This is a genomic window from Micromonospora gifhornensis (genome assembly GCF_016863515.1).
In the GTDB taxonomy this organism is placed as follows: domain Bacteria; phylum Actinomycetota; class Actinomycetes; order Mycobacteriales; family Micromonosporaceae; genus Micromonospora; species Micromonospora gifhornensis.
In genome coordinates this window covers 95,585-118,231 of sequence record NZ_BOPA01000006.1, presented here as the reverse complement: position 1 = coordinate 118,231, position 22,647 = coordinate 95,585, and the positions used below count along the sequence as shown (strand labels likewise).

The window sequence follows — 22,647 nt, the reverse complement described above, 5'->3', positions numbered from 1 at the left end:
CTCGGCGCTCGGCGCTCGGCGCTCGGCGGCTCGGCGCTCGGCGCTCGGCGCTCGGCGGCTCGGCGCTCGGCGCTCGGCGCTCGGCGCTCGGCGGACCTTATAGCGCGGCTCGGGTCGCGGCCACCTCGGCCGTGGCCCGGGCCAGGACTTCGTCGGACGGACCGGCGGCGAGCAGGTCGGCCGCGACCACCCGGAGCTGGTCGGCCAGAGCCAGGTCGTTGTCGAGCCGAGGGACGGGCCGACGTGGTTGCTCCTCCGCATCGGCCGCCAGATCAGCGATGTCCTGAACCAGCCGATACACCAGATCGGCCCGTGACACCTCGCCGGCCGAGGCGACAACGGACCATCGCCCCTGCTGCCAGTGCCCCACCTGCCGCACCAGCAACTCCACGCCCCGCCCCAACTCCACATCCCCCACCCCAAAACCCTACCCACCACCCCTCCCAGCCAGCCCGCCACGTCCCCGCCCCACGCCACCATGCCGCACCACAACCGCCACTCCGCCCGCGCTCGTTTCCCGCGCGGTCGCCGTCCCCGTACGCCGCCAGCACCTACCACCCGCCGTACTGCGCCCCCGCCCCGCACGCCCAATCAGCGTGGATCATGCACTTCTTGTCGCGACATAAGGTTCAGAAAGGACGTTTCGGCGACCAAAACTGCATGATCGACGGGGCCGAGGTGGGCGGGGCTGGGTGGAGGGCGGGGCTGGGTGGGCAGGGGCTGGGGTGGGGTTGTGGGTGGGGGAATGACGACGGCGCCCGTTCCCTGGGCGGGAGCGGGCGCCGGTCGGTCGTGGGGCGGCGAGGGTCAGTCGTCGCCCTGGAAGTAGCTCAGCAGGCGCAGGATCTCGATGTAGAGCCAGATCAGGCTGACCAGGATGCCGAAGGCGGCCACCCAGGAGTAGCGCTGCGGCAGGCCCATCCGGACGCCGTCCTCGACCTCCTTGAAGCTGAGCACGAAGCTCAGCGAGGCCACCACGATGCAGACCAGGCTGAAGCCGATGGCCAACGCGCCACCGTCACGCAGGCCGGTGTTGACGCCGAACAGCGACAGCACCAGGTTGATCATCATGACCGCGAAGAGGCCGGCCATCACCGCGATCAGACCCTTGGTGAACTTCGGCGTAGCCCGGATGACCCGCGCCTTGTAGAGCATGGTCATCACGAAGAAGACACCGAAGGTGGCGACGACCGCCTGGATGACGATGCCCGGGTAACGCGCCTCGAAGAACTTGCTGATCGCGCCGACCAGGACACCCTCGACGAGGGCGTACGCGACGACCAGCGCCGGGTTCGCCATCTTCGAGAACGAGATGATCAGGCCGAGCACCAGGCCGACAACGGCGGCACCGATCCAAGCAACACCGAGCAGTGCGTCCGGCACCAGGATCCAGGCCGCTGCGGCGGAGACGCCGACGATGGCCAGGAGCATGACCGTCTTGACCACCACGTCGTCGATCGACATGGGGGTGACGGCCTGCGGTGCCGCCGGGAAGCCCGGCGCGCCGGGGTAGCCGGCCTGCGGCGGGTACTGCTGGGGGTAACCAGGCTGCTGGGGGTAGCCGGCCTGCGGGTACTGCTGGGGGTAACCGGGCTGTCCGTACGGCCCGGTGGGGGCGTACCCGGCGGCACGCTCCCGCTCGGCCGCCTGGCCGAGCCGAGCGAGTACCGGGTTCGAAGTCTTCACTGTCTGGCCTCCCTAAGGGGGTCGTGGCACGTCAACGCGCCCTATAAGAGTAAACGGCCGAAACAGTCGGGTGGACGTCGGAAGGCTGAAGGAACGCTGAGAGTGCCCGGGGCGGGGGTCGAACCCGCACGCCTTGCGGCAGCCGCTTTTAAGGCGGCCGTGTCTGCCGTTCCACCACCCGGGCGGGTGACCCCGACGCGCCGACACGCGGCGGTGCAGTGCCACGGTAGCGGTTTCCCGGCCGATACGACGTCCCGTGCGCCGACCACTCCAGCGCCGGTCCAAAACGACACACGTCGACGCACCCCGGCCCCAATCGGACGACAACCGGGCGGACGCAGCTAGATGCGGCATAGGCGCAGGTGTTAAAAGGGGGCCCCTGCTCTACGCGAGGCGTTAAGAAGGGGCCCTTCCTTACATGCGTTCCTACTTGCGGGAGGCTTCGGCGAACTCCTCGCGGGGGTCGTGCAGCTGGCCGAGGGCGACCACCTCACGCTTGAGGAAGAACGCCAGCGTCCAGTCGACCACCACTCGGACCTTCCGGTTGAACGACGGAATCCGGCTCATGTGGTACGTGCGGTGCATGAACCAGGCCGGCCAGCCGGTCATCTTGATGCCGTACACCTGGGCCACGCCCTTGTGCAGGCCGAGGCTGGCCACGCTGCCGGCGTGCTTGTGCTTGTAGGCGACCGGCTCGCGCCCCCGGATCACCGCGGCGATGTTGTCGGCCATCCGCTGGGCCTGGCGCACCGCGTGCTGGGCACTCGGCGAGCAGTAGTTGCCCGGCGCCTTGGTCAGGTCCGGTACGGCGGCACAGTCCCCGGCACTCCACGCGCCCTCGACCACCCGGTCGCCGTCGACCACCTGGAGGGTCGGCAGGCAGGTGACCCGCCGCCGGTCGTCACGGGGAAAGTCGGTGGCGTCCAGCATCGGCGAGGGCTTCACCCCGGCGGTCCAGACGATGGTGTCGGAGGCGAAGCTGTCGCCGTCGGAGAGCTTGACCACCCCGTCGACGCAGGACTCCAGGCGGGTGTCCAGCCGGATGTCCATGTCCCGCTTCAGCAACTGCTGCACCGTGTAGGCGCCCATGTCCCGGTCGACCTCGGGCAGCACCCGCTGGGTGGCTTCGACAAGCACCCACCGCATGTCCGACGCCTTCAGCTCCGGGTAGTACCGCAGCGCATCGCGGGCCATGTCCTCCATCTCGGCGAGCGCCTCGATGCCGGCGTACCCGCCACCGACGAACACGAAGGTCAGCGCCCGGCGGCGCACCTGCGGGTCGGTGGTCGCGGCGGCCACGTCCAACTGCTCCAACACGTGGTTGCGCAGATAGATGGCCTCACCGATGGTCTTGAAGCCGATGCCGTGCTCGTGCAGACCGGGAATCGGCAGCGTACGGGAGACCGAACCGGGCGCGACCACCACATGGTCGTACGCGATCTCCCGGGGCGGGCCGACGATCGGCTGCACGGTGGCGGTCTTGCGGTGATGGTCGATGCGGGTCACCGCACCGGACACGACTGTGCACCGGCGCAACTCCCGGCGCAGCGGCACCACGGAGTGCCGCGGCGAGATGTTGCCGCCGGACGCCTCCGGCAGGAACGGTTGGTACGTCATGTGCGGCTGGGGGTCGACGACGATGACCTCAGCCTCACGGGAACTCAGCTTCTTCGACAGGCGCAGCGCCGCGTAGAGACCGACGTGCCCGGCACCCACCACAAGGATCCGCTTCGGATTCACGCCTACCATCTTTCCCCCAGCGGCAGCACTAATCCCGTTCCCGGCCCCCTTCTGTGACCGAGCACAACCTCTGTGTGACCTGGACTACCCAGGCCACTCACGGCACTTCGGGCACCCGGGCAGGACCGCCCCAAACGGCACTCCTCCCCGTCGTCACCGGCGTTTCAGCAGCCAGGCCAGCGTCGCGGTCACCGCCAGCGCGACGAGAAGACCGGCGATCGTGACGAACTGCCAGCCGGCCGTACCCGCCCCCATGCGGCCCAACTCCAGCAGCAGCACCCCGAGCACGGCAGTGGCGAGCAACACCCAGCCGGTACGCGTGAGCCAACGCACGATCAGATCCGGGTCCACCACCGCGTCGTACGGCAGGACCGCCACCAGTGCGCAGAGGGTGTGGGTGAGGTAGAGCAGCACCGCCACAGCCATCAGCCGCCACAGGGCGACCGGTCGGTCGTACCCGTCGGTGGCCATCAGCCAGCCGCCGACGGTGACCAGCGCGGCGAAGGTCGGCCAAAACCGGCGCGGTGCCAGCGCGGGCAGCGCCGCGACCCCCAGCAACGCCGGCAGGGCCTGCCCCGCGACGACCTCGGCCGGGTACGCGAGCAGGAGGCCCGCCAGCGAGCTGACGAAGATCCCGAGACGGATCAACACCGGGGCCAACGCGATCCGGCTCGCCACCGTCTGCAACTCCCGGATCCGACCGGTAAGGCTTCCAATCACTGAGCTGGCTCTCCGTTCGCGACTGCGGGACTCCGCTGCGCTGCGTTCCTCGCGCTCACCGAGCCCACCTTTCGTTCGCGACTGCGGGACTCCGCTGCGCTGCGTTCCTCGCGCTCACCGGCCACCCACCCGGGGGGCGGTGGCCAGGCGGGCCACGTCGCGCAGGACCTGGTCGAGGCTGCCGGCGCCGGCCCACGGTACGACCGGCACGCCGTGCTCGCGTAGTTGCGCGATCATCGTGTCCCGGTCCAGCCGCCACAGCCGGTACGCCACCTCGGCCCAGCCCCGGTCCTTGGGTGGCGACAGGTCGGCCGGCAGGGTGTCCACGGCGACCACGAACCGTCCCGAACGGGCCAGCCGGGCAAGCATCTGCGCGGACCGCTCCTCCAGCAGCGGGGTGAGCACCACCACCAGGGCGTCCGCGGAGAGCAGCTGCGAACCGAAGACCTGGTCGTACGGCTCGTGCGGGGAATGCTGTGCCTTGACGTCCAGCAGCCATTCCAGGACTGTCAGGTACTGCCGCCGGCCGGTGGCCGGACGCAGTCGCCGGGCGTTCGGGCCGTACTCCAGCAGCGCCACCCGGTCGCCCCGGTGCAGGTAGTGCTCGGCGATGGCGGCGGCGGCCCGGACCGTGGTGTCCAGCACCGTGGCCTTGCCCGCGATGCCGCCGGAGCGGCCCGCCTCGGCCAGCACGTCCAGCAGGACCACCACCTCGGCGTCCCGGTCGGAGAGGGTGGCCGCCACGTGCAGTTGCCGGGCCCGCAGCGACACCCGCCAGTCGATGCGACGGAGCCGGTCACCGGGGGCGAAGACCCGTACCCCGGCCAACTCTCCCCCTTCCCCGGCCCGCCGCGAGTGGTGCGCGCCGACCAGCCCGGCCGCCCGCGGCATCGCGTTGACCGCCTCGAAGGGCTCGGTTTTCGGGTACACCGGGTTGACGACCGGTTCGGCGATCACCGCGCGGGAGACCAGCAGACCCTGCGCGGCGGCGACCCGGGCACCGGCCGGGCCGAACGGGTGCCGTCCCCAGCGCAGGGCGGTGCCGGTCAGTTCCAGATCCACAGCGGTGTCCGGGTCCACCGAGGTGACGAACGGCCGGTCGGTCACCGAACGGCGGTCGCCGCTGCGCCCGCTGACCGCGCCACCAGCCAGGGTGGCCCGGTCGATGCGCAGCCAGGGCGACACCCGGGTACGCAGCACGGCCACGTCGTACGGGGTCGCGTCCGGGTTGCCGACGCTGACCCGGCCGACCAGTTCACCACCCTCCACCAGGTGCCCCTCGTCGACACTGACCCACACCCGGGGCAGCTCGGTGGGGCGATTGCGCAGCGCGTACGCCGTGCCGAGGGCGAAGGGGGCGGCCAGCACGATCAGGTCCACCCGGCCCAGCAGCACCGCCGCGACCAGCAGCAGGCCGGTGAGCAGCACCGCCCGACCGAGTGCCGCAGTGGGCGCCCAGTTGGCAGGTGCCGATCGATCCGCGAGCCTCACGTCGGGTCAGATCCCCTGCCGCCCGGCGGCGTAGCTGGGCAGTGCCCCGCTGGCCGGTGCCGGGGTCTGGTCGAGGACCTCACCGACCACGAAGGACGGATCGACCCGACGCAGCCACATCTCCGGCCGCAGGGTGATCCGGTGGGCCAGGGCCGGTGCGGCCACATCCTTGACGTCCTCCGGCACCACGAAGTCCCGCCCGGAGAGCACCGCCCGTACCCGGGCCAGCAGCAGCAGGGCCAACGAGCCGCGCGGCGAGGCGCCGACCAGCACCGAGGGATGTTCGCGGGTGGCCGCGGTCAATGCCACCATGTAGCGGCCCACCGAATCCTCCACGGTGACGTCCTCCAACGCCCCCTGCATGGCCCGCAGGGTCGCCGCGTCGACCACCGGCTTGATGTCTGCCTCCTCGCGGCGGCGGGCCATCCGGCGGCGCAGCACCTCCCACTCCTCGTCCTGGGGCGGATAACCGAAGGACACCCGCAACAGGAACCGGTCCAGCTGCGCCTCCGGCAGCGGATAGGTGCCCTCGTACTCGATGGGGTTGGCGGTGGCCAGCACGTGGAAGGGCTCGTCGAGCCGGTAGGTCACGCCCTCCACCGAGACCTGCTTCTCCTGCATCGCCTCCAGCAGGGCGGACTGGGTCTTCGGCGGCGTCCGGTTGATCTCGTCGGCGAGCAGCAGGTTGGTGAAGACCGGCCCGGCCCGGAAGGCGAAGTCTCCGCTGCGCTGGTCGTACAGGAAGGAGCCGGTGACATCGGCCGGCAACAGATCCGGGGTGAACTGCAGGCGGCGGAAGTCCAACCCGAGCGCCTGGGCGAAGCACCGGGCGGTGAGGGTCTTGCCCAGGCCGGGCAGGTCCTCCAGCAGCACGTGGCCACCGGCGAGGATGCCGGCGAGCACCAGTTCCAGGGCGTCCCGCTTGCCGACCACGACCTGGCCCACCGCGTCCAGTACCGCCCGGGCGAGGTGACCGACCTCGGTGGGGGGCATGGTCCGGGCGGCGTCGTTCATCAGATCTTCTCCAGTTCGGCGACGATCACCGCGAGGTCGCGCGGTGAGGGGGTACGACGAGGCGGGGTTTCCAGGAACATCCACAGGCGGTCACCGAGCAGGGCACGGGCCCGGGTCGGGTCCGACTCACGGGTCACGCCGTGCTTGAGGCGGAGCCGCTCGTCGGCCAGTTCCGCCAGCCGAGGCAGGACCAGCGTGGTGAACCGCTCCGGACGGGACTTCGTCCACTCCAGCGGCATTTCCCAACCGTTGATCGCGGCACGCAACGCGTCCCGGGCGTCCCAGTTGTACATGCCGTCCTCCTCGCCACCGGAACCCGAGGTGGACCGTGGGGGCTTCGGCGGCGGGGCGAGCAGGACGACGATGCGACGCACCAGCAGCAGGGTGACCACCGCAGCCACCAGCACCAGCAACGACACCCGCAGGCCGACGGCGCGGAGCCCGGCGACGAGCACCACCGTGCTGGCGGCCGCGACACCGAGGAAGGTGGCGACGGACCGTACCCGCCCGGCTGGGCGCTGCTCGGGCTGGACCGACCGGTCCTCCTCGGAGAAGCTGAGCAGGTCGTCGATGCTGGTGCTGCTCATGTCGGCACCTGCTCGACGGTGGCGGCGAGTTCACCGCGCAACCGACGCAGGGCGGCCCGCGCCTGGTCGCGGGTGTGTTCGTCGACCGGCCGGGTGGCGTAGCGGGCCTCCCGGTAGACGTTCGCGAACTCGGCGAGCACATCGGCGCTGACGATGGCCGGCACACCGGCGGAGGGGTCGCCGCGTAGCAGCCGGGTGACCAGGTCGGTCGGGGTGTCCCCGGCCAGCCGGGGCACCCCGGCCGCGGCGGCGGCCTCTTCGAGGCGTACCCAGCAGGCGATCACCGCGGTCCGGGGGTCGGTGGCGCGATCGTCCAGTTCGACCAGACCGGCGTCGACCGCGGCGACGACCTCCCGGGCGGTGCCTTCGGCGTTGCGCCGGTTGATGCCGACCGGCAGCCGCCGGGTGACCCGCCGGGCCACCGACCGCGCCACACTCCACCCCAGATAGCTGAGGGCGGCCAGCAGCGCCATCCCGAGCAGCACCACGGCCACCGTGCCGAGCCAGGCGGGCAGGGCGGTGCTGGCCTGCTCGGCGGCTTGCCGCGGCTCGGCCGGGATGGAGGGTCTGGGGTCGCCGGTCGGGTATTCCAGCACGAAGGGAGCGTCCTGCACGGCGGGCGGGATCCGGCTGGCTCCGATGGAGGAATGGGTGGCGGCCAACGCCACGGCAGCGAGCAACCCGGCCACCAGTGCGACCGACCACCACCTGCGTACGAGGTCCATCCGGCCTGCCTCCGGGCCACCGGGGCGTACGTCGGGCAGGTCAGGGGTCCTGTCCGTCATCGCCACCACCCCGCAGCCTCAGTCCACCTCGGCCAACCGTTTCGCCTCGGTGAACACATCGTCCAGCATCCCTGGTGTCAGCCGTCCCGTGAAGGTGTTCTGCTGGCTGACGTGGTAACAGCCGAGCAGTTCCGGTACGGCCGTGCCGGACCAGTGTGCCCCATGGCCGAACGACGGTCGCGGGCTGGGCGCGGCGACGCCATAGACGTCCCGCGACACCGGCCACCACGCGGCCCAGGCGAAGGCGCCCAGTGCGACCACCACCCGCAGGGTCGGTCGGATCAGCGCCACCTCTCGATGCAGCCAGGGCGCGCAGGTGTCCCGCTCGGCGGGGGTGGGCTTGTTGTCCGGTGGGGCGCAGCGGACGGCGGCGAAGATCCGGGTGTGCCGCAGGGTCAGCCCGTCGTCGGCGGCCACGCTTGTCGGCTGGTTGGCCAGCCCGGCGCGGTGCAGGGCGGCGAAGAGCACGTCGCCGGAACGGTCACCGGTGAAGATCCGCCCGGTGCGGTTGCCGCCGTGCGCCGCCGGGGCCAGCCCGAGAATGCCGATCCGCGCCGCCGGGTCGCCGAAGCCGGGCACCGGTCGACCCCAGTACTCCTGGTCGCGGAAGGCGGCCCGCTTGGTACGCGCCACCTCCTCCCGCCACTGGACCAGCCTCGGGCAGGCGAAACAGTCGCTCACCGCCGCGTCGAGGTCGGCCAGGTCGGTCGCCCGCGCGGCGCGGGCGACCACCTCGGCGGGGGTACGTGGCTCAGCCAAGCTTCGCCCGGAAGAGTTCGAGGCTGCGGGCCCAGGCGCTGGTGGCGGCGCGCTGGTCGAAGTGCTCCGGCCGGTCCTCGTTGAAGAAGGCGTGCGAGGTGCCCGGGTAGTCGTGCAGGTGGCAGGTGCCACCGGCGTTCTCGATGGCCCGGCGTACGGTCTGCACTCCCGGGTCGGCCGAGGTGCCGTCCGCCTCGGAGCAGTGCACCAGGGCGTCCTTGCCGGCGTACTCCGTCCACTCCGACCGCATGCCCTCCCAGGGCAGGCGGGGGTAGAACGCGGTGGTGGCGACGATCCGCTCGGAGAAGTTCCCGGCCCACAGGGCCAGGCTGGCCCCGGCGCAGAACCCGGCACAGCCGATCTTGCCGGTGACCTCGTGTCGGCCGGCGAGGTACTCGGCGGCTGCGGCGATCTCCCGCGCCGCCTCGTCCATCTGCGGCCCGTTCAGCATCTGCTGCGGCTCGCTCGGTTTGCCGGCCGGTTCACCGTGCCGGAAGTCCGGGGCGAGGGCGACGAAGCCCGCCTCGGCGAACCGGTCCACCACCGACCGGATGTGCGGCGCGAGCCCCCACCAGTCCTGGATGACGATCACCGCGGGACTTGCCGTACCGGTGGCAGGTATCGCGAGGTATCCCTCACCCGTACCGCCACCGCCACGGTAGGTCACCATTTCGCCCATCGGCCCGTCCTCCTAGCGGTCAGTCATCGTTGGCTGGTCGCCCAGTGGTCCTACGTGCCGGTAGCCTGCCACGCGGTGACCTCCCGCCGGAAGATGCCGAAACAGTGGCATTCACCTCCTGTTCGCATCCGCGCTGGCCGCTGCGGAAGACGTGTCAACCGGCGAGATTCCAGGAAATACCGTCCGGCATCTGCGACAGAGGTTCTGTCGAAGGCTCAGACATAGAGCTTGCGGAGCTCGCGGGCGATGTCCGAAACCTCGGTCAGGGTGCCGCTGGCCACCGACATCACGAGAGCCTCGGCCTGATCAACGTCGACATCCTGGATCGGCACCTCGTTGAGGGCCAGAAACACCCGCGCCGCCGCCCAGGCGAGACGCTTGTTCCCGTCGATCAGCGCGTGGTTCATGCAGACCGAGTGCAGCAGCGCGGCGGTCTTGGCCCAGAGGTCGGGATAAGCCTCCTGGCCGAACGCCACGGTGGCCGGGCGGACCACCGCCGAAGAGAGCAGACCGAAATCACGGACCTGCGGCGTCTCACCCAACACGATCGAGGCGATCTCCACGAGGTCGTCGACCTCGAATTAGTTGATCACTCCGCCAACCGCCGCAGCAGCTCGGCGTCACGCTCGGCAACCTCCCGCGCAAGATCCCGCACGCGGGCACGATGATTGCGCGCCGAGACGTACTCCTCGACGGCCACAACGATGGTGGCGTTCATCGACCGGTGCTCCTGCTCGGCAAGCTGCTTGAGCCGTTCGTGCAGTCCGTCAGGGAGATTGACCGTGGTGATCATATGGAAATGATACCGGCCACACGCAGGGGAAGCACCTATCTCGAGGTCGCCGCCAGGCTCCAGGCGATGCCGTCGAGGATGTCGTGCTCGGAGGCGACCACCGAATCCATGCCGGCCCGCTCCATGATCACGCGGAGGACGAGGGCCCCGGCACCGATCACGTCGGCCCGACCGGGGTGCATCACCGGGATGGCCAGCCGCTGCTCACGGGTCAGGGTCAGCAGCCGCGCGGTCACCTCGGCCACCCGGTCGTACGACACGCGGGCGTGGTGGATGCGGGTCGGGTCGTACTCGGTGAGTTCCTGGGCGATCGCGACCACGGTGGTGACCGAACCGGCGAGCCCGACCAGGGTGGACGCCTCGCGTCCCGGCACGGCGGTCAGCGCCCGGTCCACCGCGACCGCGATGTCCGCCTGCGCGGCGGCGACCTCGTCGAGGCTGGGCGGGTCGCCGTGCAGGTGCCGCTCGGTCATCCGGACGCAGCCGATGTCCATCGAGATCGCGGCGTGCACGCCCGCGTCGCGGCTGCCGACGACGAACTCCGTCGAACCGCCACCGATGTCCACCACCAGGTACGGCGACTGCGCGTCGGCGGGCAGCCCGCGCACCGCGCCGGTGAAGGAGAGCCGGGCCTCCTCGTCGCCGCTGACCACTTCGGGCGGTACCCCGAGGGTCTGCTCCACCATGGCCCGGAAGTCAGCCGCGTTCTCCGCGTCCCGGGTGGCCGAGGTGGCGCACATCCGGACCCGCTCGGCGCCCAGCTTCGCGATGTCGGCGGCGTAGTCGGTCAACGCGACCCGGGTCCGCTCGATCGCCTCCGGCGCCAGCCGGCCGGTCGCGTCGACCCCCTGCCCGAGCCGGACGATTTCCATTCGCCGACTCAGGTCGACCAGGGGCGCGGTCGAGCCCGCCGACGGGTCGGGTAGGTCGGCGACCAGCAACCGGATGGAATTGGTTCCGCAGTCGATGGCGGCCACACGCGTCGTCACGTCGGTCACCCTATAGCGCCGGCAAGCCGCGAACGCCTGCTCGCCGGTACCGGCCACGACCCGACCTGACCGCGCTCGCGGGCGTCCCGCCCCGCCGAGGTCAGAGCCGCAGCAGCATGCGGGTGTTGCCCAGGGTGTTCGGCTTGACCCGTTCCAGGTCGAGGAACTCGGCGACACCCTCGTCGTAGGAGCGCAGCAGCTGCTCGTAGACCGCGTGCGGCACCGGCGCACCGTCGATCTCGGTGAAGCCGAACGAGGCGAAGAAGCTGGTCTCGAAGGTCAGTACGAAGATCCGGGCCACGCCCAGCTCGCGGGCCGCGTCGATCAGCTCGGCGACGATCCGGTGCCCGATCCGCCGTCCCCGGCAGGACGGGTCGACGGCGACGGTACGGATCTCGGCCAGGTCCTCCCACATGACGTGCAGCGCGCCGCAGCCCACCACCCGGCCGTCGCTGACCCGGGTGGCCACCCGGAACTCCTGCACGTCCTCGTAGAGGGTCACGGTGGCCTTGCTGAGCAGCCGCCGATCGTCGGTGTAGGTGTCCACCAGCCGCCGGATGGCCCGTACGTCGGCGGTGCGGGCCCGCCGGATCACGATGTCGTCGGGCACCGCCTGGGTCGCCTCGGCGGTCACTCGCTCTCCGGCACGTCGACGCAGCGCCCGGCCGTCCACCAGGGCTCGACCAGGTCGAGGGTCTCGTCACCGAACGGGTTGACTCCGGGCCCGGCGCCGAGCGCGTGACCGAGGTGCACGTGCAGGCACTTCACCCGGCCCGGCATGCCGCCGGCCGAGATGCCGGCGATCTCCGGCACCTCGGCGATGGCGTCCCGGCGGGCCAGGTAGTCCTCGTGCGCGGCGCGGTAGCGGGCGGCCAGTTCCGGGTCGGTGGCCAGCCGGTCCGCCATCTCGCGCATCAGCCCGGCCGACTCCAGCCGGCTGCACGCGGCGGTCGCCCGGGGGCAGGTCAGGTAGTACAGGGTGGGAAACGGGGTGCCGTCGGCCAGCCGGGGGGTCGTCTCCACCACGTCGGGCAGGCCGCAGGGACAGCGGTGGGCCACCGCGCGGGTCCCCCGGGGCGGGCGGCCGAGCTGCGCGGCGACCGCGGCCAGGTCGGCCTCGGTGGCCGGCTCACGCTCGGGCGGGGGTACGGAAGCCGCCGCCGGCTCCGGCGGTGGTACGACAGTCACGGTGCCATCTCTCGTTCGGTGCTCATTCGTCCAGCTGCGCGTCGGTCTCGACGTCGGTCCGCGCGGCGTCCGCGGCCCGCACACTCGACCAGAGGGTTTCGTACCAGGCGTCCGGTTCGACAGGTGCCGTCGGTTCCCCGCTCTCGCCCGCGTCCCGGGCCGCCCCGGCCGGATCCTCCAGCAGGATCACCATCTTCTCGCCGGGCCGGTGCATGAAGAACCGCTCCCGGGCCTTCGTCTCGATGTACGCCTTGTCCTGCCACTTCTCGGCCTGGGTGGTCAGCTCGGCGATCAGCTCCCGTTGGGCCGCCTGCGCGGCCTCCATCCGTTCGATGTCCGCCTGCTGATCCAGGTAGACCCGGACCGGATAGGTGTAGGCCAGCGCCAACGCGATCAACACCGCGATGAGGACGGTGGCGCGTCCGGTGAGACCTCGGGGTCGGGGGGCGGCCAGCCGGGTCACCCCGCCGGCCGCCGCCCGCCTGGCGGCAGGCCGCTTGGCGGAGCGTACGCCCTCGGCACCGCGAGCGGCCGACGGCGCGCGACCGGCGGTACGCGACTGCGCGCGCACCCCGCCGTCGCGGACCGTGCCCCGGCCGGTGCCAGGGCGAGCCGGCCGGCGGGCCGGTCGCTGACCACCCGGCGTGCGGCGCTGGTGCATCACACCCCTCCCCCGAGGTCTCGCATCGGCTCAGGCGGAACGGTAGCGCGGGAAAGCGCCCGCGCCGGCGTACCGCGCCGCGTCGGCCAGCTCCTCCTCGATCCGCAGCAGCTGGTTGTACTTCGCCACCCGGTCCGAACGGGCCGGGGCACCGGTCTTGATCTGGCCGCAGCCGGTGGCCACCGCGAGGTCGGCGATGGTGGTGTCCTCGGTCTCGCCGGAACGGTGGCTCATCATGCACTTGAAGCCGGCCCGGTGGGCCAGGTCGACGGCGTCCAGCGTCTCGGTGAGCGAGCCGATCTGGTTGACCTTCACCAGGACGGCGTTGGCGGCCTTCTCGGCGATGCCCCGGGCGATGCGCTGCGGGTTGGTGACGAACAGATCGTCGCCGACGATCTGCACCCGGCCACCGATCGCGGCGGTGAGCGTCTGCCAGCCGGTCCAGTCGTCCTCGGCCAGCGGGTCCTCGATCGACACGATCGGGTACGCGTCGGCGAGCTTGGTGTAGTACTCGCTCATCTCCTCGGCGGTCTTGGCGACCCCCTCGAAGGTGTACGTCCCGTCGGAGAAGAACTCGGTGGCCGCCACGTCGAGGGCGAAGACGATGTCGGTGCCGAGCCGGTAGCCGGCCTTCTCCACCGCCTCGGCGATCAGGTCCAGCGCGGCGGCGTTGGTGGGCAGGTTCGGGGCGAAGCCGCCCTCGTCACCGAGCCCGGTCGACAGGTCCTTCTTCTTCAGCACCGACTTCAGCGCGTGGTAGACCTCGGCACCGGAACGCAGCGCCTCCCGGAAGCTCGGCGCACCGATCGGCGCGATCATGAACTCCTGGATGTCGACGTTGCTGTCGGCGTGCGCCCCACCGTTGAGGATGTTCATCATCGGCACCGGCAGCAGGTGCGCGTTCGGCCCACCGAGGTAGCGGAACAGGCTCAGCTCGGCGCTGCCGGCCGCGGCCTTCGCCACCGCGAGCGAGACGCCCAGGATGGCGTTGGCGCCCAGCTCGGACTTGTTGTCGGTGCCGTCGATGTCGAGCATCTTCTGGTCGATGACCCGCTGCTCGCTGGCCTCGTAGCCGATCAGCTGGTCGACGATCCGGTCCTCGATGTTGGCGACCGCCTTCTCCACTCCCTTGCCCAGGTAGCGGCCCTTGTCACCGTCGCGCAGCTCGACCGCTTCGAAGGCGCCGGTCGAGGCGCCGGAAGGCACGGCCGCCCGGGAGATCGTCCCGTCGTCCAGCCCGACCTCGACCTCGACGGTCGGGTTACCCCGCGAGTCCAGGATCTCCCGAGCCTCGATTACCTCGATGGTTGCCACTGAGTCGCTCCTCTTGTGTGGTCTCGTCCGGTATCGGCCGCGACGGTGCGGCTGAGGCAGGTGTGTTGAACGCAGCGTATCGGTCACCGCCTGCCCACACCGCGACCGGGCCGCACTGGTCCGTAGGGACGGGTCGGACATTCCCGGATTCTCGTGCGTCAACCGACAACGGGTTTGCACGAGCGGGATCCGATCGATCAGGCTGGTCACCATGCCCGCCCCCTCGGCCACCCTTCGTGCGCTCGCCGCGTCAGTCGTCGTGTTGCTCAGCGTCACGGGCTGTCAGGCTCTGGACGACGCCGGGCGGGCCATGGGGCGGACCGACATCGTCAACGATCTGGCTGCCCGGATGAATCGGGCGCTGGAGCTGACCTACTCGGCGGAGTACCAGCTCGGCGGAGGGCGGACCGCCCTCATCGCGCAGGACCCGGACCGGTCGGCGTACGAGTGGCCGGGCGGGAAGCTGACGGCCACCGCCGAGGCGACGGCCCGCTGCGACACCGAGGGCAAGCGTACGGTCTGCACCCTGCACGCCCCGCCCGCCGCCGACAGCAACCCCTCGACGGTCGTCTACGCCGCCGCCGAGCGGGAAGGTCTGGTCACCCCGCCGATGGTGATGGGGTTGCTGACCGCCGCCGGCCTGGACCCGGGCGCGGTGATCACCCAGAGCGGCACCACCGTCGCCGGTCTCCTCGCCACCTGTGTCGAGGTGCAGCAGGCCGTCGAGAACTTCTCCGCCTGCGTGACAGGTGAGGGGGCGCTGGGCAGCTTCACCGGCCGGGTCGACGGCGAACCTGTGGAACTGGCGCTGAGCCGATTCCAGGAGCAGGTCGACGGGGCGACCTTCGAGCTGCCGCAGGGCGCCGGGATCGTGGACCGCCGTCGGGCCGGCTCCTGAGCCTCAGCACCCCAACAGGGTGCGCAGGTGGCGCGGCGGTGGGCAGTTGTGGGCCAACATCGCGTCGTGCCAGTCGCGGAGCGACACCTCGGCCGGACGGGCTGCGGCAATCTCCGCCACCTCGCTGTAGCCGACGAAGTAGGTGGACAGCTGAGTGGAGGTGAGCAGGGCACGTCGCCACTTGCCCGCCGCCTCGCCCTCCTCCTGGAAGCCGCGTCCGGTAAGCAGCGCCATCGCCTCGGCCTCGGGCAGCTCCTCGGCGTGCACCAACTGGTCGAGCAGCGCGTTGAGGGTCATCCGCAGCTGCATCTTGAGCTGCTGCAGACGCACCGGCAGACCACCGAAGCCGTGCTCGGACATCACCTGCTCGGCGTAGACCGCCCAGCCCTCCACGAACGGGCCGGAACGGGTCAGCGCCCGTACCCGGGTGGAGCCCAGGTGGCGGCGGGCGTGGGCGAGCTGCAGGAAGTGCCCCGGCATCGCCTCGTGCACGGTCAGATTGCGGATCATGTGGTCGTTGTACTCGCGATAGAACGAGTCCACCCGGTGCGCCGGCCAGTCCGCCGGGGTGGGCGCGATGCAGTAGAACGTGGGCACCTCGGCCGTCTCCAGCGCACCGGGCGCGTCGCAGTAGGCCACCGCCACGCCCCTGGCGAACTCCGGCATCACCTGGATCACGCACGGGTCCTCCGGCACGGTGACCAGGTCGTGGGCGCGGACGAAGTCGCTCGCCTCGTCCATGGTGATCGAGGCCAGGTCGACGATTGTGTGATCGTCCGGATGTTCGGCGGCGAGCAGGTCCAGGGCTCGGCGTACCGCCTCGTCGTCGGCCGGGCCGCCGACCAGTTCGACCGCCGCCGCGCGGATCTCCTCGCCGACCCGGTCCAGGTTCTCCCAGGCCCGGCGCTGGATCTCGGCGGCGCTCAGCTCGGTGTCGAGGGCGTACCACAGCCGCGCCTCCCACCGGCGGCGGCCCAGTCGCGGATCGCGGCCGGGCCCCGCGTCGGCGGCCAGACCGACGCGCAGCCAGGCGACGAACTCCTCCAGCGCGGCGATCGCGCCGGTGGCCGCCGGCTCGACCTGGTCCAGCAACGCCGGTGCCTGAGCGAGCAGCGCCGGCACCTCGTCACGGATCAGCGCGGCTGCGCCGGTGAACTGCCCGACGGCCGTCTCGGCGTGCACGCGGGGCATGTCACGCAGCGTCGCGCGCGCGGTGGCCAGGGCATCCGGTACGGCGGTCAGCCGGCCGACAAGCGCGGTCAGCCGTTGCTCGGCCGGCGCGTACGGCCGGACGAGGAGCCCGTTCAGCAGTGGCCCGGGGTTGTGCACGAGCGGATTCCACTCGTGTTCGCGAATCTCGGTCAGCTCGAACAGTTGCCGGTCGACGAGCGTGGACAGCAGCGCATGATCCACCCGCTCCTCGACATCGAGGGAATCTCCGTCGGTCTCACACAGCACACTCGCCGCGTCGACGAGCATCGCCCGGTCCCCCGCGACAGCGTCAGCACTCAGATCCGGCAACCGATCATCGAACCGATGATCCCCGGCCACCCCGGCCAACCCCGGCCGACTGACCAGCAGCGCCTCGACGATCCGCTCCGCCACCACCTCGAACCGCTCCATCCCCCGACCCTACCCACCGGGCCGACCCCCCGACGCCACGCTTGTCGATCAAGAGCTTTGCGTCTGACAGGGCAGCGATTCAGACGCAAACTTCTTGATCAACTCGACGGGGTGGGGGGTTGGGGTGGGGGTTCGGGGGTGGGGAGGGTTTTGGCGTAGGTGAGGGTGGTGTGGCGGAGGGCGGATTCCGGGTTGAGGCCGGCGGCGTGGGCATTGGCCACTGTGGAGAGGAGGGTGGCGCCCAGGGTCTGTTCGGGGGTTGGTTGGGTTTCGGGGGTGGGGAGGGGAGCGATGAGGTTGGCGCGGGTGGCGCGTTCCAGGATCTGGGTGGCCAGGGAGAGGGCCGGTTGGCTCAGGGCGACGCCGTCCAGCACCGACTTACGAGCCTTCTCGGCCTGCTTGATCCGCTCCCAGTTGGCGGTGATCTCCTCCAGGCTGCCTGCCTCGGCACCGGCGAAGACGTGCGGGTTACGGCGGATCATCTTGTCGACCAGGCCACCGGCCACGTCGTCGATGGTCCACCGCTCGTCCTCGGGCAACTCCTCGGCCAGCCGAGCGTGCAGCACCACCTGGAGCAGCACGTCGCCCAACTCCTCGCGAAGCGAGTCGGTGTCCGAGGCGACGATCGCGTCGTACGCCTCGTAGCACTCCTCCAGCAGGAAGCCGGCCAGGCTCTGGTGGGTCTGCGCCCGCTTCCAGGGATCGCCGCCGGGCGAGAGCAGCCGGTCCAGCACCGCCACCGCGTCGAGCAGCCGGGCACCTGGCGGATCCCAGGAGCCGTACATCAGCTCCATCTCGGCCAGGCCCGGCTCCCGGGCCAGCCGCAGGCCGAGTTCCCGGGCCAGCGCCTCGTCACCGGCCGGGCCGGCCAACCAGACCACCGTGTCGTGCGCCGCTGCGGCGTCCAGCAGCGCCGGCACCACCGGGCCGTCCGGCACCCGCACCTGCCCGCCCGCCGACCGGATCGCCGTGGTCAGCTCACTCTCCGCCCCGGCCAACACCACAGCGGCGCGTACGACATCCCAGGCGGCTGCCGTCAGCAGACCGGCCGGCAACCGGGGTGAGGTCACCAGCAGGACGATCCGAGGCATGCTCAGCCGTGCCCGTGACCCGCGTGGTCCCCTTCGTCCGCGTGGTCCGCCAACTGCGGCTTCGGGGTGGAGACGTCGGTGACCGCCGTGGAGGCCGGCTCACCGAGCGGCACGCCCACCGCGACGATCGGAGTCGCACCCGAGAAGCTCAACACCGGGAACACCAGCGGACGGTAACGGGGGTTGACCGTCACGTCGTACGCCTCGACCGCCTCGGCCAGCGAGTTGCGGTTGGCCAGCGCGTAGCGCAGCTGCTCACCGTCGAGCTGGCCGGCGGCCTCCTCGACGGTCACCTCGGCCGGCACCGCGCCGGCCCGCTTGCCCGCGTTGACCAGCTCGGTCAGCTCCTGCTGGGTCGGGGCCACCGGCTCGCCGACCGGAATGCCGGACAGGCAGCTGTAGAGCTCGGCGGTACGCCGCACGTACTCGGTCTCGGGGTTCATGCCGACACCCTGGGCGATCTGCGCGGGATCGACGACGTTCTGGGGCCGGTAGTTCTCGGCGGCGGAGACCCGCTCGCACACCTCGCTGAGCACCAGAACGCTCACCACCTCGCTGCGCCCGGGCAGCCGCGGCTGCTGCCCCGGCATGGCCGCGTCCTCCTCGGTCGGCGCCGGGTTCTTCGTCCGCGCGTCGTCGATGAGCGCGGTGACCGCATCCTCGGTGATCGAGTGATCACCGATGTAGGCGGCGACACCGGGTTCGGAACGACACGCGGAGAGGGCAACCAGGCCGACCGCCACGCTGGCGACGGCGACAAGACGGCGAGCACGCATTCCGTCACTCTCTCATGACCGGTTCCCGCCCTGCCTGGGAGGGTTCCGCCGGAGCCGACTGGTGGGTCAGCGGGCTCCGGCAGTCGCGGATCAGCGGGCTCCGGCGGTGGCGGGTCAGCGGGCTCCGGCGGTCGCGGGCTGGGCGGCGGTGGGGGCACCGAGGACGTCGGAGAGCAACTGGGCACACCAGTCCAGCAGGGCCTGGTCGCGCAGCGGCTCCCCACCGATCCGGCGGGTCGTCGGACGCGGAACGCTCACCTGGTCCAACGCGGTCTTGTAGACCGAGTCGGGGTGGTAGCGCTTGAGCCGCATCTGCTTCGAGTCGGGCAGCGGCAGCGGGCTGAAGCGCAGGTGTTTGCCCTGCACGCTGACGTCGGTCAGGCCGTAACGGCGGGCCAGCAGCCGGAACCGCGCCACCGCGATCAGGTTCTGCACCGGGGCGGGCGGTTCGCCGTACCGGTCGGTCATCTCGGCGGCCACCTCGCGCAGCCGCTCCTCGTCGCGGGCCTCGGCGAGCTTGCGGTACATCTCCAGGCGCAGCCGTTCCACACCTACGTAGTCGTGCGGCAGGTGCGCATCCACCGGCAGGTCGATCTTGACGTCCGTCTCCTCCTCGGGCTGCTCGCCCTTGAACGCCGACACCGCCTCGCCGACCATCCGGACGTACAGGTCGAAGCCGACGCCCTCGATGTGACCGGACTGCTCGCCGCCGAGCAGGTTGCCGGCGCCCCGGATCTCCAGGTCCTTCATCGCCACGTACATGCCGGCGCCCAACTCGGTGTGCTGGGCGATGGTGGCCAGCCGCTCGTGGGCGTGCTCGGTGAGCGGCTTGTCCGGCGGGTAGAGGAAGTACGCGTACGCCCGTTCCCGCCCCCGGCCCACCCGGCCCCGGATCTGGTGCAGCTGGGCCAGGCCGAGCAGGTCGGCCCGCTCCACGATCAGGGTGTTGGCGTTCGGGATGTCGATGCCGGATTCGACGATCGTGGTGCAGACCAGGACGTCGAACTCCTTCTCCCAGAAGCCGACCATGACCTTCTCCAGGGCGTCCTCGCCCATCTGGCCGTGCGCCACCGCGACCCGCGCCTCGGGCACCAGTTCCCGCAGCTTGCGGGCGGTCCGCTCGATCGACTCGACCCGGTTGTGCAGGTAGAAGACCTGGCCGTCGCGGAGCAGCTCACGGTGGATCGCGGCGGCCACCTGCCGGTCGTCGTACGCCCCGACGGCGGTGAGCACCGGGTGCCGCTCCTCCGGCGGGGTGGCGATTGTCGACATCTCCCGGATGCCGGTGATCGCCATCTCCAGGGTTCGCGGGATCGGGGTGGCCGACATGCTCAACACGTCGACGGCGGCCCGCATCGACTTCAGGTGTTCCTTGTGCTCGACGCCGAAGCGCTGCTCCTCGTCGACGATCACCAGCCCCAGCGACTTGAACCGGGTGGAGGCCGCCAGCAGCCGGTGAGTGCCGATGACGATGTCGGCCGTGCCGTTGGCCACCATCTCCAGCGTCTGCTCGGCCTCCTTAGGGGTCTGGAACCGGGACAGCTGCCGGATGGTCACCGGGAACTGGCTCATCCGCTCGGCAAAGGTGTTGTAGTGCTGCTGCACCAGCAGGGTGGTCGGCACCAGCACGGCGACCTGCTTGCCGTCCTGCACCGCCTTGAACGCCGCGCGTACCGCGATCTCGGTCTTGCCGTAGCCGACGTCGCCGCAGATCAGCCGGTCCATCGGGACGCTCTGCTCCATGTCCCGCTTGACCTCGTCGATGGCGGCGAGCTGGTCGGGCGTCTCCTGCCAGGGAAAGGCGTCCTCCAACTCCCGCTGCCACGGCGTGTCCGGCCCGAAGTTGTGCCCCTTGGACGCCTTGCGGGCGGCGTAGAGCTGGATCAGCTGGGCGGCGATCTCCTTGACCGCCTTGCGGGCGCGGGCCTTGGACTTCTGCCAGTCCGAGCCACCCATCTTGTGCAGGGTGGGCTGCTCGCCGCCGACGTACCGGCTGAGCTGGTCGAGCTGGTCGGTGGGGACGAAGAGGCGGTCGCCCGGCTGGCCGCGCTTGCTCGGGGCGTACTCGATGACCAGGTATTCGCGGGACGCGCCGTTGACCGTGCGCTGCACCAGTTCCACGTACCGGCCGATGCCGTGCTGCTCGTGCACCACGTGGTCGCCGGCCCGCAACTCCAGCGGGTCGATGGTGTTGCGCCGCCGGCTCGGCATCTTGCGCATGTCCCGGGTCGAGGCACCCCGACCACCTGTGACGTCGTTGCCGGTGAGCAGCACGAACCGGGCCGCCTCGTCGACGAAGCCACCGGTCAGGCTGCCGCAGGTGACCAGCAGCTCGCCGGGGGCGGGCGCGGCCGGCACCTGCTCGGTCAGCCGGGCACCCAGGCCACCGTCGCGCAGCACCTCCACCGCCCGCTGGGCGGGACCGTGCCCCTCGAAGACCAGCACGATCGACAAGCCTTCGCCGGCCCACCGCTTCAGGTCGTCGACCACCCGGGCCGTCTCACCGTGGTAGAGCGGTGCCGGCTGGGCGGCGAGCGTCACCGCGATCGCGTCGTCCGGGGTGACGTCGACCGTGTCCGGTGCGTCCTCCCAGGGCTCCCGGGCAGCCGCGGCACCCGGCTCCGCCAGCCCGAAGGGGGACAGCGTCCACCAGGGCTGGCGCAGGGTCGCGGCGTGCGCGCGTACGTCGGCCAGGGTTCGGAAGGCGGCGGCGCCGAGGTCGATCGGGGCCTTGCCTCCGACGGCGGCCGCGGCCCAGCTGGCCGCCAGGAACTCGTCCGAGGTACGCACCAGGTCGTGCGCGCGGGTGCGGATCCGCTCCGGGTCGCAGAGCAGGACGTGGGTGCCCCTGGGCATGCAGTCCAGCAGCAGTTCCATGGAGTCCGTGCCGATCAGCGCCGGGGCGAGGGACTCCATTCCCTCCACCGGTACGCCGCCGGCCAGCTTGTCCAGGATCTCGGCCAGCTCCGGGTGCTGCTGCGCCAGCGCGGCGGCCCGCTCGCGTACCGCCGGGGTGAGCAGCAGTTCCCGACAGGGCGGCGCCCAGAGCTGGGCGACCTGCTCGATGGTGCGTTGGTCGGCGACGGCGAAGGTGCGGATCTCCTCCACCTCGTCGCCCCAGAACTCGACCCGCGACGGATGCTCGTCGGTGGGCGGGAAGACGTCCAGGATGCCGCCGCGCACGGCGAACTCGCCCCGCTTGGTGACCAGGTCGACCCGGGCGTACGCCATGTCGGTCAACCGGCGGGCGACCTGCTCCAGGTCGGCCTCGTCCCCGGCGGACAGCCGCACCGGCTCCAGGTCACCGAGCCCCTTGAGCTGCGGTTGCAGCAGCGACCGCACCGGCGCCACGACCACCCGCAACGGCCCGGTACGCCCGTGCGCGTCGGTGGCGTCCGGATGCGCGAGCCGGCGCAGCACCGCCAGCCGGCGGCCCACGGTGTCCGAGCGCGGCGAGAGCCGCTCGTGCGGCAGCGTCTCCCAGCTCGGGAAGATCGCCACCTGCTCGGCCGGCAGCAGCGTGCCCAGCGCGGCGACCAGGTCCTCGGCCTCGCGGCTGGTCGCCGTCACCGCCAGCACCGGCCGCCCCGCGCCGCCACCCTGCTTGTCGCCGCCCTGCTTGCCGGCGCCCTGCTTGCCGCTGCCCTGCTTGCCGGTTCCGGTGGTGGGGTCGGCCGCGACGGCGGCTACCGCGAACGGGCGCAGCGCCGGCGGGGCGGTCAGGTCGAGCCCGTCGACCTGGGCCGCACCGGAGCGCGCCAGGTCACGGACCCGCGCCAGACCGGGGTCGGCAAGGGCGGCGGCGAACAGTCCGGTGAGCGCAGTCATGATCACTTCCGAGACGCGAGGACAC

General features: G+C 71.4%; 21 protein-coding genes, 1 tRNA gene and 1 pseudogene. 1 reads left to right on the top strand and 22 read right to left on the bottom strand.

Annotated elements, in window-relative coordinates; all coding sequences use genetic code 11:
- Positions 1-97 precede the first annotated feature (97 nt).
- From Vgi01_RS03730 to eno, 18 genes and pseudogenes are all read right to left on the bottom strand, one after another.
- The gene (locus Vgi01_RS03730; RefSeq protein WP_102659684.1) at positions 98-391 is read right to left on the bottom strand and encodes a hypothetical protein; all 294 of its coding nucleotides are present in this window, start codon (positions 389-391) and stop codon (positions 98-100) included.
- 416 nt (positions 392-807) lie between these two features.
- Positions 808-1,686 (bottom strand): Bax inhibitor-1/YccA family protein, encoded by an 879-nt coding sequence (locus Vgi01_RS03725; protein WP_204290128.1) that lies wholly within the window; start codon positions 1,684-1,686, stop codon positions 808-810.
- A 103-nt stretch (positions 1,687-1,789) separates the two neighbouring features.
- Positions 1,790-1,870, bottom strand: a tRNA-Leu gene (locus tag Vgi01_RS03720).
- 242 nt (positions 1,871-2,112) lie between these two features.
- Positions 2,113-3,426, bottom strand: a complete 1,314-nt coding sequence (locus Vgi01_RS03715; RefSeq protein ID WP_204290127.1) for an NAD(P)/FAD-dependent oxidoreductase — start codon at positions 3,424-3,426, stop codon at positions 2,113-2,115.
- Between the two features lie 153 nt (positions 3,427-3,579).
- On the bottom strand, positions 3,580-4,143 hold the full coding sequence (locus Vgi01_RS03710; protein ID WP_373306848.1) for a hypothetical protein: 564 nt from the start codon (positions 4,141-4,143) through the stop codon (positions 3,580-3,582).
- Positions 4,144-4,260: 117 nt separating this feature from the next.
- Complete coding sequence (locus tag Vgi01_RS03705) at positions 4,261-5,637, bottom strand: DUF58 domain-containing protein (protein ID WP_204290125.1); 1,377 nt, start codon at positions 5,635-5,637, stop codon at positions 4,261-4,263.
- Between the two features lie 6 nt (positions 5,638-5,643).
- Positions 5,644-6,651, bottom strand: coding sequence for an AAA family ATPase (locus tag Vgi01_RS03700; RefSeq protein WP_102656527.1), 1,008 nt, complete (start codon positions 6,649-6,651; stop codon positions 5,644-5,646).
- On the bottom strand, positions 6,651-7,238 hold the full coding sequence (locus tag Vgi01_RS03695) for a hypothetical protein (protein ID WP_102656528.1): 588 nt from the start codon (positions 7,236-7,238) through the stop codon (positions 6,651-6,653). The genes Vgi01_RS03700 and Vgi01_RS03695 overlap by 1 nt, the downstream gene beginning before the upstream one ends.
- Positions 7,235-8,023 carry a DUF4129 domain-containing protein gene (locus Vgi01_RS03690; RefSeq protein WP_239088786.1) on the bottom strand — a complete coding sequence of 263 codons (789 nt, stop codon included), beginning with the start codon at positions 8,021-8,023 and terminating at the stop codon, positions 7,235-7,237. Before Vgi01_RS03690 ends, Vgi01_RS03695 begins: the two co-directional genes overlap by 4 nt.
- Before the next feature lie 18 nt (positions 8,024-8,041).
- On the bottom strand, positions 8,042-8,782 hold the full coding sequence (locus Vgi01_RS03685) for a uracil-DNA glycosylase (RefSeq protein WP_308441764.1): 741 nt from the start codon (positions 8,780-8,782) through the stop codon (positions 8,042-8,044).
- Complete coding sequence (locus Vgi01_RS03680; RefSeq protein ID WP_204290124.1) at positions 8,775-9,461, bottom strand: dienelactone hydrolase family protein; 687 nt, start codon at positions 9,459-9,461, stop codon at positions 8,775-8,777. Before Vgi01_RS03680 ends, Vgi01_RS03685 begins: the two co-directional genes overlap by 8 nt.
- Before the next feature lie 215 nt (positions 9,462-9,676).
- Positions 9,677-10,027: pseudogene (locus Vgi01_RS03675) on the bottom strand (type II toxin-antitoxin system death-on-curing family toxin); the annotation flags it as partial.
- A gap of 23 nt (positions 10,028-10,050) precedes the next feature.
- Positions 10,051-10,254, bottom strand: a complete 204-nt coding sequence (locus Vgi01_RS03670) for a ribbon-helix-helix domain-containing protein (protein ID WP_204290123.1) — start codon at positions 10,252-10,254, stop codon at positions 10,051-10,053.
- Between the two features lie 35 nt (positions 10,255-10,289).
- A complete protein-coding gene (locus Vgi01_RS03665; protein WP_204290132.1) occupies positions 10,290-11,231 on the bottom strand; it encodes a Ppx/GppA phosphatase family protein in 942 nt (313 codons plus the stop codon).
- Between the two features lie 112 nt (positions 11,232-11,343).
- Positions 11,344-11,877, bottom strand: a complete 534-nt coding sequence (locus Vgi01_RS03660; protein ID WP_233196616.1) for an amino-acid N-acetyltransferase — start codon at positions 11,875-11,877, stop codon at positions 11,344-11,346.
- A complete protein-coding gene (locus Vgi01_RS03655; protein ID WP_204290122.1) occupies positions 11,874-12,431 on the bottom strand; it encodes a DUF501 domain-containing protein in 558 nt (185 codons plus the stop codon). Before Vgi01_RS03655 ends, Vgi01_RS03660 begins: the two co-directional genes overlap by 4 nt.
- A 22-nt stretch (positions 12,432-12,453) precedes the next feature.
- Positions 12,454-13,092 carry an FtsB family cell division protein gene (locus tag Vgi01_RS03650; protein ID WP_102656536.1) on the bottom strand — a complete coding sequence of 213 codons (639 nt, stop codon included), beginning with the start codon at positions 13,090-13,092 and terminating at the stop codon, positions 12,454-12,456.
- A gap of 30 nt (positions 13,093-13,122) precedes the next feature.
- Entirely contained in the window at positions 13,123-14,406 is a 1,284-nt protein-coding gene (gene eno, locus Vgi01_RS03645) for a phosphopyruvate hydratase (protein ID WP_102656537.1), read from the bottom strand.
- Between the two features lie 211 nt (positions 14,407-14,617).
- Here eno and Vgi01_RS03640 point away from each other — a divergent pair, with 211 nt between their 5' ends.
- A complete protein-coding gene (locus Vgi01_RS03640) occupies positions 14,618-15,304 on the top strand; it encodes a hypothetical protein (protein ID WP_102656538.1) in 687 nt (228 codons plus the stop codon).
- 3 nt (positions 15,305-15,307) lie between these two features.
- Here Vgi01_RS03640 and Vgi01_RS03635 read toward each other — a convergent pair whose 3' ends face one another.
- From Vgi01_RS03635 to mfd, 4 genes are all read right to left on the bottom strand, one after another.
- The gene (locus Vgi01_RS03635) at positions 15,308-16,927 is read right to left on the bottom strand and encodes a DUF885 domain-containing protein (RefSeq protein WP_204290121.1); all 1,620 of its coding nucleotides are present in this window, start codon (positions 16,925-16,927) and stop codon (positions 15,308-15,310) included.
- Between the two features lie 98 nt (positions 16,928-17,025).
- On the bottom strand, positions 17,026-18,018 hold the full coding sequence (locus tag Vgi01_RS03630) for a nucleoside triphosphate pyrophosphohydrolase (RefSeq protein ID WP_204290120.1): 993 nt from the start codon (positions 18,016-18,018) through the stop codon (positions 17,026-17,028).
- Between the two features lie 2 nt (positions 18,019-18,020).
- Positions 18,021-18,794, bottom strand: coding sequence for a hypothetical protein (locus tag Vgi01_RS03625; protein WP_204290119.1), 774 nt, complete (start codon positions 18,792-18,794; stop codon positions 18,021-18,023).
- A 114-nt stretch (positions 18,795-18,908) separates the two neighbouring features.
- Positions 18,909-22,622, bottom strand: coding sequence for a transcription-repair coupling factor (gene mfd, locus Vgi01_RS03620; RefSeq protein ID WP_204290118.1), 3,714 nt, complete (start codon positions 22,620-22,622; stop codon positions 18,909-18,911).
- Between the last annotated feature and the right edge of the window lie 25 nt (positions 22,623-22,647).

Coding starts and splice junctions, on each gene's coding strand:
- Vgi01_RS03630 (WP_204290120.1), bottom strand. CDS start 18,018: ATGCCTCGGATCGTCCTGCTGGTGACCTCACCCCGGTTGCCGGCCGGT.
- Vgi01_RS03670 (WP_204290123.1), bottom strand. CDS start 10,254: ATGATCACCACGGTCAATCTCCCTGACGGACTGCACGAACGGCTCAAG.
- Vgi01_RS03690 (WP_239088786.1), bottom strand. CDS start 8,023: ATGACGGACAGGACCCCTGACCTGCCCGACGTACGCCCCGGTGGCCCG.
- Vgi01_RS03700 (WP_102656527.1), bottom strand. CDS start 6,651: ATGAACGACGCCGCCCGGACCATGCCCCCCACCGAGGTCGGTCACCTC.
- Vgi01_RS03635 (WP_204290121.1), bottom strand. CDS start 16,927: ATGGAGCGGTTCGAGGTGGTGGCGGAGCGGATCGTCGAGGCGCTGCTG.
- Vgi01_RS03680 (WP_204290124.1), bottom strand. CDS start 9,461: ATGGGCGAAATGGTGACCTACCGTGGCGGTGGCGGTACGGGTGAGGGA.
- Vgi01_RS03650 (WP_102656536.1), bottom strand. CDS start 13,092: ATGCACCAGCGCCGCACGCCGGGTGGTCAGCGACCGGCCCGCCGGCCG.
- mfd (WP_204290118.1), bottom strand. CDS start 22,622: ATGACTGCGCTCACCGGACTGTTCGCCGCCGCCCTTGCCGACCCCGGT.
- Vgi01_RS03625 (WP_204290119.1), bottom strand. CDS start 18,794: ATGCGTGCTCGCCGTCTTGTCGCCGTCGCCAGCGTGGCGGTCGGCCTG.
- Vgi01_RS03695 (WP_102656528.1), bottom strand. CDS start 7,238: ATGAGCAGCACCAGCATCGACGACCTGCTCAGCTTCTCCGAGGAGGAC.
- Vgi01_RS03640 (WP_102656538.1), top strand. CDS start 14,618: ATGCCCGCCCCCTCGGCCACCCTTCGTGCGCTCGCCGCGTCAGTCGTC.